Origin of the sequence: Pseudomonas campi, from assembly GCF_013200955.2 — a bacterium.
In the GTDB taxonomy this organism is placed as follows: Bacteria; Pseudomonadota; Gammaproteobacteria; order Pseudomonadales; family Pseudomonadaceae; genus Aquipseudomonas; species Aquipseudomonas campi.
Genome location: NZ_CP053697.2, coordinates 3,172,353 through 3,185,068, shown reverse-complemented (window position 1 = coordinate 3,185,068; position 12,716 = coordinate 3,172,353). Strand labels below are relative to the sequence as shown.

Annotated in this window: 9 protein-coding genes; 7 read left to right on the top strand and 2 right to left on the bottom strand. The window is 63.5% G+C overall.

The genetic code is table 11. The features are described 5' to 3' along the window. Positions 1-189: 189 nt before the first annotated feature. The 7 genes from HNE05_RS14825 to HNE05_RS14795 all read left to right on the top strand — a co-directional run bounded on the left by HNE05_RS14825 (position 190) and on the right by HNE05_RS14795 (position 10,668). The gene (locus HNE05_RS14825; RefSeq protein WP_173208750.1) at positions 190-630 is read left to right on the top strand and encodes a YqaA family protein; all 441 of its coding nucleotides are present in this window, start codon (positions 190-192) and stop codon (positions 628-630) included. A gap of 174 nt (positions 631-804) precedes the next feature. Next, positions 805-1,824 (top strand): hypothetical protein, encoded by a 1,020-nt coding sequence (locus HNE05_RS14820; RefSeq protein ID WP_240008765.1) that lies wholly within the window; start codon positions 805-807, stop codon positions 1,822-1,824. Positions 1,825-2,364: 540 nt separating this feature from the next. After that, positions 2,365-3,678, top strand: coding sequence for an NAD(P)/FAD-dependent oxidoreductase (locus HNE05_RS14815; RefSeq protein WP_173208749.1), 1,314 nt, complete (start codon positions 2,365-2,367; stop codon positions 3,676-3,678). Positions 3,679-3,983: 305 nt separating this feature from the next. After that, positions 3,984-4,517: a hypothetical protein gene (locus HNE05_RS14810; protein ID WP_173208748.1), complete on the top strand. Its 534-nt coding sequence runs from the start codon at positions 3,984-3,986 to the stop codon at positions 4,515-4,517. Positions 4,518-4,675: 158 nt separating this feature from the next. After that, a complete protein-coding gene (locus HNE05_RS14805; RefSeq protein WP_173208746.1) occupies positions 4,676-6,595 on the top strand; it encodes a DUF1302 domain-containing protein in 1,920 nt (639 codons plus the stop codon). A gap of 31 nt (positions 6,596-6,626) precedes the next feature. Beyond that, a complete protein-coding gene (locus HNE05_RS14800) occupies positions 6,627-8,000 on the top strand; it encodes a DUF1329 domain-containing protein (protein WP_173208744.1) in 1,374 nt (457 codons plus the stop codon). 241 nt (positions 8,001-8,241) lie between these two features. Then, positions 8,242-10,668 carry a LuxR C-terminal-related transcriptional regulator gene (locus HNE05_RS14795; protein WP_173208742.1) on the top strand — a complete coding sequence of 809 codons (2,427 nt, stop codon included), beginning with the start codon at positions 8,242-8,244 and terminating at the stop codon, positions 10,666-10,668. A 38-nt stretch (positions 10,669-10,706) separates the two neighbouring features. Here the strand turns inward: HNE05_RS14795 and HNE05_RS14790 are convergent, their stop codons facing one another. Next, a complete protein-coding gene (locus HNE05_RS14790; RefSeq protein WP_173208740.1) occupies positions 10,707-11,423 on the bottom strand; it encodes a substrate-binding periplasmic protein in 717 nt (238 codons plus the stop codon). A 276-nt stretch (positions 11,424-11,699) separates the two neighbouring features. Beyond that, positions 11,700-12,629: a LysR family transcriptional regulator gene (locus HNE05_RS14785; RefSeq protein ID WP_173208738.1), complete on the bottom strand. Its 930-nt coding sequence runs from the start codon at positions 12,627-12,629 to the stop codon at positions 11,700-11,702. Positions 12,630-12,716 lie beyond the last annotated feature (87 nt).

Genomic DNA, 12,716 nt, shown 5'->3' with positions numbered 1-12,716 from the left:
GCCTGCCCATAGAATAGGTGGGTTTGCACGCCTCACTGCGCTGGCCGGTCAACCCATGGCCGATTCGGCTCCTGGTGGGTGCGCCGGGCTGGCTAGGCCGACGTATCTTCGTCATCATCCGCCGCCTTGCGGTTGGCGGTCATGGCGACAGCCCACGGCTTTGTCCCTGTCCTTGCTGAGCCGACGCACATGCTGGAACTGTCTGCCTACTCCGGTCTGTTTCTCGCGGCATTTGCCGCGGCCACGCTGTTGCCGGCGCAGTCGGAGGCGCTGCTGGTCGCGTTGCTGCTCAGCGAACAGTACCCGGCCTGGTTGCTGCTGGCCGTGGCGAGTAGCGGCAATGTGCTGGGCTCGCTGCTGAACTGGTGGCTGGGTCGCTGCGTCGAGCGCTTTCGCCAGCGGCGCTGGTTCCCGGTCAGTGCCAGTCAGCTGGAGAAGGCCCAGCAGGCTTATCAGCGTTATGGCCGCTGGTCGCTGCTGTTGAGCTGGGTGCCGATCATCGGTGACCCGCTCACCGTGGTTGCGGGCGTCATGCGCGAGCCCTGGTGGCGCTTTCTGCTGATTGTCACGCTGGCCAAGGTCGGCCGTTATCTGGTGCTTTTGCTGGCCACCCTGGGCTGGCTCGGCTGACGGCCGGTAGGCGGGCTAACCCTATACTCAACACACCAGAGTCGGACGTGCTGGACGTTCCGTTGGAGCGGGGGCGGGCCAGGCTGCGCAGGTGCCATCTGCAGCTTGCCAGAGGAGAGGCGCGGCCTGTCGTGGGCTGCGAGGCGGTTACGCGCTATGTGCAGTGCAGGGGACTTGGCTGTCAGCTGGGCGCCAGCGCTGGGGCGACGGCTATGGCGGCCGACGCTGCAGGCCCTGTTCGTCGCCTGGCTGGTGACGCTGGGCGGTTGCGCCAGCGATCCACCGGTGCCGGTCTCCGCCAGCACCTGGCGCCAGGTCGACCGCGACATCGCCAGGGCATCGCAGGCCGCCGCCGAGCAGGCCAGGGAGCATGCCCTGTTGTCCATGCAGCACTGGATGGATCAGGTCTACCGGCAGACCGAGGACGCGTTCATTCCCTGGTTTTCCGGCTACTGGACCCAGCAATGGCTGAGCATGAAGGTGTCCTGGTACAAGCTCAGCGCGGGTGGCGACAAGGACCCGACCGTCAGCCGCCTGGCGCTGTACCTGCAGGAGCAGTACCAGGAGCGCGTGCTGGAGCCGGTGGCCGAAGAGGATGACCCGGATCAGATCATGGAGCGCAGCACCCGGCTCTATGTGCAGGAACTCGACCAGCGGCTGCAGGGCATTGCGCAGCGCCATGCAGTGCCGCAGGAACAGTTCGATCAGCGCTTGCAGGCGGTTCCCGCCATCACCCAGGCGCCCGGCGCGTCGCTCTATGAGCTGCTGCAAGCCGACCCGCTGAAACGGCTGCCCGCCTATGTCGGCCTGATCGAACGCATCCGTGCCGTGCCCGGCGGTCTGGGCGACTGGTCGACGGACCCCGGCATTGCCTCGGTGGCGCAGCGCACCAGTGAGCGACTGGTGGATGAACTGACCACCAGCAGCGCGGCCAGCGCCGTCGGCGCCATGGTCGGGCGGGTGGCCGGCACCACGCTGTCCCTGGGCGTGGCGATTTTCACGGCCATTGCCCGCGCGAACGAGCGCCCTGAAACCGAGGCGCAACTACGCCGCAATCTCCAGAGCGCCTTCGAAGCGGAATGGCAGGAGCTGATGCGCAATACCGATCGCGGCGTGCTGGCCGGGGTGCATCAGCTGTCCTGGCAGATCGATAGCGGGCTGGCGGTACCGTTCCGCTACCAGTCGCCGCGTTAGCCGGCAGTTGCAGAACCGGCTGTTGCAGAACTGCCTGCGTGGCCATCGCGGTGTTTACAACAGCCTGTTAGCGACAGGGGCAGGTTTGTTTAGTGATGCTGAATCTGAATGTGTAAAAAATCCGATTTAACCAACGCTAGCCGGCGTGCGAGTCTCCTTGTCCATGATTTCCCCGATCCGTCTTTGCCGCCATGTACCTCGCTTGGGCCTGTTCAAGGCCGGGGCTCGGTACGCTGCCGATCGGGCCAATTCGCTGCTTCCTGAAATTCTCGCCTTCTGGGCCCTCTGGCATTGCCGTCACGCGCGCCCACCGGATGGTCTGCCCCCCGCGTGAGCCAGAGGGCTGCGCCCATTGCCGATTCGCTTGCCAGCCAACCAGGGCTGGTGCTGCTAACTGATCCAGGCCGGATTGATTGACGTAGCCCGGAGGCAATCCGGGGTCAACGCCCGGTCTTTCCCGGATTGCATCCGGGCTACTTACCCGTTATCCCGCGGAAAGGGTTTCGCGCCTTTCCACGCCCTATCCACAAGGAACACCGCATGAACGCCGCCATCCAGCCCGTGATCCCTGCCGCCGAGCGCTGCAAGTCGTACTACACCGCCACCCTCAACGAGGAGACCGACTACCCGACCCTGCAGGGCCAGGTCAGTGTCGACGTGGTGATCATCGGCGGTGGCTTCACTGGCGTGGCCAGTGCGGTGGAACTGGCCGAGCGTGGCCTCAAGGTAGCTATCGTCGAGTCGCACAAGATCGGCTGGGGCGCCACCGGACGCAACGGCGGCCAGGTCACCGGCAGCCTGTCCGGTGATGAGGCGATGCGTACGCAGATGCGCAACAGCATCGGCGAGGAAGTCGACGACTTCATCTGGCACCTGCGCTGGCGCGGTCACGAAATCATCCAGAGCCGGGTCGAGAAGTACGGCATCCAGTGCGACCTGCGCCACGGCCACCTGCATGCGGCGATGAAACCGGTGCACATGAGCGAGCTGGAAAGCACCTACGCCGAAGCTCAGCGCCGCGGCATGGGCGATGCAGTGACCCTGCTGGATCGCGAAGGCGTGCGTGCCCACCTGGGCAGCGACCTGTATCTGGGCGCACTGAAGAACACCCGCAACCTGCACCTGCACCCGCTCAACCTGTGCATCGGCGAGGCCAAGGCCGCCGCCAGTCTGGGCGCGCTGATCTTCGAACATTCCGAGGTGCTGGAAATCGTCCACGGCGCCAATCCGGCGGTGATCACTGCCCAGGGCCGCATCGACGCCAAGCAGGTGCTGCTGGCCGGCGACGTGTATCACAAGCTGGAACCTAAAAAGCTCAAGGGCAAGATCTTCCCGGCCATGGGTGGCATCGTCACCACCAAGCCGCTGGGCGAGCTGGCCAAAGAGCTCAACCCGCAGAACCTGGCCGTGTACGACTGCCGCTTCGTGCTCGATTACTACCGCATGACCGCCGACGGCCGCCTGCTGTTCGGTGGTGGCGCCAACTATTCCGGGCGCGACTCGCGCGATATCGCTGGCGAACTGCGCCCATGCATCGAGCGCACCTTCCCGCAGCTCAAGGGCGTGGATATCGAGTTCCAGTGGAGCTGCGCCATGGGCATCGTGATGAACCGCATTCCGCAGCTGGGCAAGCTGTCGGGCAACGTCTGGTACTGCCAGGGCTACTCCGGCCACGGCATCGCCACCACCCACATCATGGGCGAGATCATGGCCAAGGCCCTGACCGGTAGCCTCGGCCAGTTCGACACCTTCGCCAGCTGCAAGCACATCAAGGTGCCGCTGGGTGACGTGTTCGGCAACCCGATGCTGGCTGTGGGCATGTGGTACTACGGGCTGCTGGAAAAGCTGCGCTAAGAACCTGTCTAGGATCTCTTGATCGTCGGCCATGCTGCGTTGCAATTGGGCTCGGAAAGCGGCTTTTCGCTAACGCGCTTTGGCGCGGCCCGGAGGGCGAGCGAAGCGAGTACTGCTCATTTACACCTCGTAAACTCCGCGTCCTCGCTCAATTGCGCCTTGCCTGGCTCTAGCTCAAAAGACCCTAAACAGGTTCTGAGATTGGCGTAGGGCGGGTGAAACCCGCGTTATATCGCGCGGGTTTTCACCCGCCCTGCGTCGTCCCTGTATCCTAGGCGCCCACTCCAGGCGCCAGGACTCTCCCCATGCAAGCCCAACTCCTCGAACTCATCACCCTGATCAGCTCCGGCTGCATGACCGACGAGGAGATCGCGCGCATCGCCGACGAGGCGGCCCAGGCCTATACCGACCCTGCCGCCTTCCTCGCCGCCAACCCGGACATCAACTACGACGACAGCTTCCCCATCCCTCTGGGCGAGTGGGTGGTGATCGGCAGCCTGCCGGAAACCGTGCTGTTCCAGGCCGATAGCTACGAGGAACTGCTGCAACACATCATCGAGTCCTTCGGCCCGGACGTACCCTTCAACATCAAGCCCAAGCAACTGGCCAAGGTCGAGCCGCTGAAAGCCCTCAACCGTATCCAGGTGCAGCTCTCCAGCATGTACAAGGAGAAGGGCGGTTATGTGCTCATTGACCTCAGCGAGCCGCTGGACGATGAGCTGCAGTGCGTGCTCGTCTACACCAACGACCTGCCGCGGGTCATGGAGTTGGCAGTGGCCGTGGGCATCTACGCCGCGCCGGCCTATGAGGCGTTGAAGGCGGCGCAGAGCGAAGACTGACGCTTTCCCGCAAGGCTTTCCCAGAGCCCCTTGCCGAGCCCCTCGGCAAGGGGCTCATTCTTTAGGATGACTGTGAATATCACTACTTTGTCCGTTACCCCGTTGGAGTGGATTGATTAGTTTCTGCCCCGTCCGAAACACCCAACAGGGGAAAGCCTATGACTACAAGAACAATAGGGCGCGCAGATTTCCGACTGCATGCGCTGGCTGCTGCGGTAGCGCTGAGTTGTGCTGCCGAAGTACAGGCGGTTAGCTTCAATATTGGTGAGGTCGAGGGGCAGCTCGACTCCTCTCTCTCCGTAGGTGCTAGCTGGTCCACAAAAAGTGCCGACCCTGATCTGATAGGGGTCAACAACGGCGGCCAAGGCCTGTCGCAGACCACCGATGATGGCCGCCTGAACTTCAAGAAGGGCGAGACCTTCTCGAAGATCTTCAAGGGCATCCACGACCTCGAACTGAAGTATGGCGACACCGGCGTGTTCGCGCGCGGCAAATACTGGTACGACTTCGAGCTGAAAGACGAGCAGCGCCTGTTCAAAGACATCGACGATCACAACCGTAAGGAAGGTGCCCAGTCATCCGGTGCGGAAATCCTCGACGCCTTCGTTTATCACAACTACGCCATCGCCGATCAGCCGGGCTCCGTGCGTCTGGGCAAGCAGGTGGTGAGCTGGGGTGAAAGTACCTTCATCCAGAACAGCATCAACGCTATCAATCCGGTCGACGTTTCCGCGTTCCGCCGTCCTGGTGCCGAGGTCAAGGAAGGCCTGATCCCGGTCAACATGTTCTACGTCTCGCAGAGCCTGACCGACAACCTGTCGATGGAAGCCTTCTATCAGCTGGAGTGGGAACAGACCGTAGTCGACAACTGCGGCACCTTCTTCTCCCAGGTTGACGTGGCGGCGGATGGCTGTGATGACAACCTGCGCCTGCTGTCCAACAACGTCGCCCGGGTCAGCGGCGTGCTGAACCCCATTCTGGTGGGGCGCGGTCTGGATCCGCTAGACGTCAACTCAGAAGGTAACCTGGTGGCTCGTGGTGATGACCGCGATGCTCGCGACGACGGTCAATGGGGCCTGGCGTTCCGCTACTTCTCCGAGCCGCTGGATACCGAGTTCGGCGCCTACGCCATGAACTACCACAGCCGTGCACCGATTCTCAGTGCTTCTGCCCCCGGCCAGGATGTGTATGACGTTGCCAACGGTATCCTGCCAATTCTTAACGGTTCCGCCTCTGCGCTGGCGATTGCCGGGAGCTCCAGCTACTTCATGGAGTACCCGGAAGATATCCGTCTGTACGGCCTGAGCTTCTCCACTACGTTGTCCACTGGTACGGCGTGGAGTGGTGAGGTCAGCTATCGGCCCAACGCCCCGGTCGCGCTCAACACCACCGACGTTCTCTTCTCGGCTGTTCGTCCGCTGACCAATCCAGGCTTCGCCAACCCCTATGCTGACGCTTCGGTGCTGGATGGGGCTGCGGGCGCCATTCGTCACGGCTATAACCGCAAGGAAGTGACCCAGGTTCAGACCACCTTCACTCACTTCATCGATCAGGTGATGGGTGCCAGCCGTCTGACCCTGGTGGGCGAAGTCGGTGCGACCTTTGTGGGTGGTCTGGAGCACAACAGCGAGGCTCGCTACGGTCGTGATCCGGTGTTTGGTCCAGGTGAGCTGCCAAACGGCACCTGCGAGCTGCTCAACGACGTGACCTTGGGTAACGCCGTGATTGGCGGTCAGCCGAATACCGACTTCTCCAACGCATCCAAAGACTGCAACGACGACGGTTTCACTACCCACAGCTCTTGGGGCTATCGCGCCCGTGCGATCTGGGATTACCCGGATGTGTTCGCCGGTGTGAACCTGCGTCCGAGCGTGGCCTGGTCGCATGACGTCGACGGTTACTCGCCAGGCCCGGGTGCCAACTTCGAAGAGGGTCGCAAGGGCGTCAGCCTGGCCCTGGAAGCCGAGTATCAGAACACCTACACGGCCAACCTGTCCTACACCGACTTCTTCGGTGGTGACTACAGCACCGCCACTGACCGTGACTTCGTAGCACTCAGCTTCGGCGCGAACTTCTAAGCGCTCGGGACCTTTGAGGAAAGACATGCAAATGAAAACAACAAAATTCCTGCTGCAATCCGGTGCTCTGGCTCTGTCGCTACTGGCTAGCAGCGTGATGGCTGCCGTATCGGCTGATGAAGCGGCTAAGCTGGGCACCAGCCTGACCCCGGTCGGTGCGGAAAAAGCTGGTAATGCCGACGGCAGCATTCCGGAGTGGACCGGCGGTCTGCCTGTCAATGCCGGCGCGGTGGATGCCAAGGGCTTCCTCGCCGACCCGTTCGCCAACGAGCAGCCGCTATTCACCATCACCGCGGCCAATGTCGAGCAGTACAAGGACAAGCTATCCGCCGGCCAGCTGGCGATGTTCAAGCGCTACCCGGACAGCTACAAGATCCCGGTGTACCCGAGCCACCGCAGCGCGGCGCTGCCGGATGAGATCTACGCGGCGGCCAAGACCAGCGCGCTCAAGACCGAAGGTCTCGACGGTGGCAACGGGCTCAAGGGTTTCGGCGACAGCCGCTACTACGCCTTCCCGATCCCGAAGAGTGGCGTCGAGGTGGTGTGGAACCACAGCACCCGCTACCGCGGTGGCAACCTCAAGCGCCTGATGACCCGCGTACAACCGCAGGAGAACGGCGCCTACACCGTGATCCAGTTCGAGGACGAGATCGCCTTTCCAGGCAACCTGCCCGATATGGACCCAGCCAAAGCGCAGAACATCCTGTTCTACTTCATCCAGCGAGTGACCGCACCGTCGCGTCTGGCCGGTAACGTGCTGCTGGTGCACGAGACCATCGACCAGGTCAAAGAGCCGCGCATGGCCTGGTTGTACAACGCCGGTCAGCGTCGCGTACGGCGTGCTCCACAGGTGGCGTACGACGGCCCGGCTACCGCTGCCGACGGCCTGTCCACCGCGGACAACTACGACATGTTCAACGGCGCCCCGGATCGCTACACCTGGGAGCTGGTGGGCAAGAAGGAGATGTACATCCCCTACAACAGCTACAAGCTGGACTCGCCCAGCCTGAAGTATGACGACATCGTCAAGGCCGGCCATATCAACCAGGACCTGACCCGCTACGAGTTGCACCGCGTGTGGGAAGTGGTGGCCAAGCTGAAGAGCGGCGAACGGCATATCTACGCCAGCCGCCACATGTACTTCGACGAAGACAGCTGGCAGCTGGCGCTGGTCGACCACTACGACGGTCGCGGTCAGCTGTGGCGTGTCGGCGAGGGCCATGCCCAGCAGTACTACCACAAGCAGGTGCCCGGCTATACCGTCGAAGTGCTGTATGACGTGATCGCCGGTCGTTACTCGCTACTGGGCCTGAAGAACGAGGAGAAGCACAGCTTCGAGTTCGGCGCCAAGGCCTCTACTTCCAACTACACCCCGGCTGCCCTGCGTCAGACTGGCGTGCGCTGATCCAGCCGCTTCACCGTAACTCCATGGTTTTAGGCGGCCCCTGGGCCGCCTTTTTTCTTTCTGAATTTGCCTAGCGACGCCAAGCTCTGCAAGGATGAATCACCCTAGAACAATAAAGTCGAGTGCCCCCATGGCGCCATCCTCGCCCCTCTTCCCCCGGGCAGCTGACCTACCCAGGCTGCCGCCAGGCCATCTGCCTCGCCCGCGCCTGCGCGACTCTCTCTTGCAGGCCGACTGCCGTTTGCGCCTGCTCTGCGCGCCGGCCGGCAGTGGCAAGAGCGTGCTGCTCGGCGAATGTGCCAGGCAGTGTCCCGTCGACACTCGACTCGTCTATCTCGACCTGCGTGGCCGGGGCATCGGTGCCAGCGCCTTGCTGCAGCACCTGGGCGATGCCCTCGGTCTGCCATGCGCCGATGCGGCCAGTCTCGATCAGCACCTGCAGGAACTGCAGCAGCCGTTGTGGCTGATGCTCGACGACTACCCGCGCTTCCCTGACGCGGCGCTGGACCAGGTGTTGAACCAGCTGATTCTCGAAGCGCCAGCGCGGGTGCACTGGTGGGTTGCCAGCCGGCGCCGGCCGAAGATGCAGTTGGCCCGACTGCTGCTGGACGGTGAGCTGTTCGAGCTGGGCAGTGCCGAACTGGCCTTCAGTGAAAGCGAAGTAAGTGAGTTGCTGCAGCAACTCGGCCATCAATGGCCGCGCCCGCAGGTGCGCCAGTTGCTGGAGCAGACGCGTGGCTGGTGCGCCGGCCTGCGCCTGCGCCTGCTCGGCTGCAAACCGGGCCAAGCACTGCCGGCCGACGCAGGAATAGGCCTGCAGCTGGACTACCTGAAGCGTGAAGTGCTGGACGAGTTGCCCAGTGATTGGCAGCTGGCGCTCTTCACCCTGGCGCAGTTCTCCAGCTTCGACCACGAGCTGTGCGAGCAACTGCTCGGCGTCGGCGAGGGTATGCAGATGCTGGCCCAGCTGCGCGACTGTGGTTTGTTCATCGAGCCGGTCGCGGCGGACGAACGCCTGCTGCGGGTGCAGCCGACGCTGGCGCCGCTGCTCGCCGGACAGCTGCCCGGCAGCATGACCAAGGCCCTGTTTCGCAAGGCCTGCCAGTGGTACGCGAGCCGCGAGGAAATCCGTCCGGCCCTGGAATACGCGCTCAAGGCCGACCAGCAAGAGGTGGCTGCCAGTCTGATGCAGCACTACACCGAGGATCGCCTGCTGCGCGGCCGTGATCTGGCCCTGCTGCTGGAGTGGTGTCGCGAGCTGCCGACGACCCTGCGCTGCAGCACGCCGCGCCTGGCCTTGCTCAATGCCTGGGCCCTGTTGCTCAGCGGTCATCTCGACGAAGGCGAGGTGTACATCGCGGCGCTGGAGCGTTTCCTGCCCCAGCCCAGCGCGCGTCGCCAGCAGGAGCTGATCGCCCAGTGGAAGGCTCTGGCCGGCAAGCTCGCCTTCCATCGCGGCGACGCCGAGCGAGCGCGACTGCTGGTGACGGAGGCCATCGCCGAGCTACCCGAGCGGGCCTGGAGTCAGCGCCTGCTGTGCTACCTGCTGCAGATCGAACTGGTGCTGATCGATGGCGACTTCGAGCGGGCCCAGGCGCTTAACCGGGCGGCCATCAAGCAGGCCCGTGAGCACGCCAGCCTGGCCTTCGAGAGCCTGATGGCACTGGAACACGCCAAACTGCTGGAAATCCGTGGCGAGCTGTTGCGTGCGGAAAGCCTGCTGAGCCGCCTGCACACCGAACTGAGCAATGCCTGGGGCGACGAGCCCAGCCCCATGCACGGGCGCAGCCTGCTGCGGCGTGCCGGCCTGTTGTTGCAGCGTGGCAGCTACCAGGAGGCCGAGGCGGTGTTCGGTGCCGGCGTGCAGGAGTGCCAGGCGTGTTCCGACCCGGCAGCGGTCTGGGGCCTACTGGGTTTGGCCGAGCTCGATGCGCTGCATGGTGACAGCACCGGTGCTTTCGCCCGTATCGCCGATGCCGAGCGGCTGATGCAGTACGGCCATATCAATGTGCAGCTGTATCAGGGGCTGCTGCTGGCGACCAGAGCGCGTCTGTGGCTGGCCCAGGGCCGTCACGCCCAGGCCGAGAAGGCGCTGCGTGCATTGCTGGCGGGATTGCCGGCATTGCCGCCGTTCGGTGCTCCGGAGTTGAACGTGCGCCTGCGCTTGTTGCTGGCCCAGGCCCAGCTGGCCGGCGGCGAGGTGCGCGAAGCATTGGACAGCCTGACGGCCATGCACGTCCAGGCGCTGGCCGAAGGGCGCCGACCCCTGGCCTGCGAGATCGGTTTCAGCCTGGCCGAAGGATGGTATGCCTGGAACAAGCCGGCGCAGGCCAAACAGGTGCTGTTGGATGCCCTGGCCATGGCCCGGCAGATGGGCCTGGCCAGCGTCGAGCGGGCTTTCAGTCAGCGCAGCCCAGCGCTGATGCGCTGGGCCGGCAAGATTGGTTCCAGCGTGGAGGAGAGCGAGCCGGCAGCCCTGCTCAGCCGCCGCGAACTGGACGTGCTGCGCCTGATCGCCCAGGGGCTGTCCAACCAACAGATCGCCGAGTCCCTGTTCATCTCCCTGCACACGGTGAAGACCCACGCCCAGCGCATCAACTTCAAGCTCGGTGTGGAGCGCCGCACCCAGGCCGTGGTACGGGCCAAGGAGCTGGGGCTGACCGATTGAATTGCAGTCGAGCAAGGGGCTGGTCAGCAGGGCGCGAGTCAGGGCTTCTGATTGGCCGACTGCTGCAGTATCTGGCTGTAAACCCCATTACTGCGAATCACCCGCAGACCTTCGTCGAAGTTGGCGATCAGCTCGCGGGCCTGAGGGTGTTTGCGCGAAACGATGAGAAAGTTCAGATCGGTTGCTATCACACTGCCTACCGGGCCGATCCGGTGCTGCAGTTGCAGTCCGTCTAGCAGATTCTGCCCCACCATGCGGTTGACTGCCGTCAGATCTACCCGGCCGGCGTCGATCATGCGCATGCAGTTCAGCATGTCCGAGGGCCGTTCCAGCTGCAGCCGGAAGCGCTCGATCTGCTGTTGCAGTTGGCCGATATCCCAGCCATCGGGGATACACAGTCGCATGCCCTGCCAATTGCGCTCATCCACGCTGGTGCCGTCGAGCCGGGCGAAGAAGCGGATCTGATCCTGGTAGAGCGGCTGCGAGTAGAGGAATTGCTGCTGACGCTCGTCATTCATGGCCCAGGGGAAGGAGGCGGCATATTGCCCCGCCGCCGTTTGCGCGGCGGCACGGCGCCAGGGCATGAAGAACAGCGTGGTCTGATAGCCCGCCGCCTGGAAGGCCGCCCGGACTATCTGGCTGCTCAACCCCTGGCCGGGCAGAGCCTCACCGACATAGGGCGGGAACTCGCCGGTCGCCAGCAGCAATTGCTCCGCCCATACCGGCTGGGCCTGGAGCAGGCACAGAAGCAGCAAGCAGGGCCGCACCTTATGCTGCCACTGAAAAAGAGGGTTCATTCGATAGATCCGTTTACCTGCGCCTGCAGGGTTGCAGCACAGGCGCCGAAGGGGCACGCCACGCGTGGCAAGCAGGCTTCACCTATAGAGTTATAGCCCTGAATTCGGTGCCCGGACCAAGGTCGCCTTTTTTGCGTTGAGGCGGCTAAACGCACCAGCTGCCGGTGCGAACGCTAGACGGAGAGCACAACAGCGGTTCTTTGGTGTGGCCATGCCGCTGAACCAGCCCGCTGTTCAGGATCTTGCCTGGATAAACTCCGCGGGTTGATGGGCAACGGTTTCACGCAAGGCATCCACCACGCTTCTGGCGCTCGGCGAGAGCGTCCGCCCCTGTAAGTGCACGATATCGATATCGGTGAAGAGTGACTCGGTACCGCCGAACCTTAGCTCCCTGAGCCTACCCGCGGCCAGCTCATGGACGAGCGATGCCCGGGGGGCGAGCAGAATCAGGTCATCACTCAGGGTTTGCTCTTTCAGCAGGGTGAAGTTGTCGCATTGCAGCGCAATGGGCAGCGGTTGCGCCGTGCTCAGGCCCAGGAATGTCTTGAGGCCGGCCTGCACCGGTGCCGGCATGGAATTGCCGACGAAGCCGTACTCGAGAAGATCTGCAGGGCTGTAGTGGGCACGCTCGAGCAGCGGGTGTTGCGCACGGCAGAAGAAGCCGCCCGGTTGCCGACACAGCGGCATGATGACCAGGTCATGCTGGGCACCGATTTCCCGGGTGTCGGCAACGAAGAACTCGATGTCCTCCGCACGCAGATGCAGCAGCAGATAACGCCAGTTGTTGCTGTCCACCCTTAGCGCTATACCCGGGTGCTGTCGACGCAATCTAGCCAAGGTTGCCTGCAGCAGGCTGTTGGTGGGTGAGGGGCCGGCACCGAAGGCGACATGCCCGCCACTGCCGTCGCGCAGCTGGGCCATGTTCAGTTCCAGCGTGCGCATCTGGAAGAGAATGCCCTTGGCCTGCTGCAAGAACGCCTCGCCCGCCGTGGTCGTGGCGACGTTGCGCTTGTCCCGATCGAATAGCAGAAAGCCCAGTTGCGCCTCCAGGCTCTGGATGGCCCGGCTCAAGGCCGGCTGGCTCAGGTGCAGCTTTTCCGCGGCCCGGGCGAAGTTGAGCTCCTGGGCGAGGGCAGTGGCATAGCGCAGGTGTTTGATATCCATGGGCGTGGCGCTCCTACTAATGTCATAACGTCATTATCATGATGATAATAATGCATTGGATGCATTAAAAGTGACTGCATAGACTCG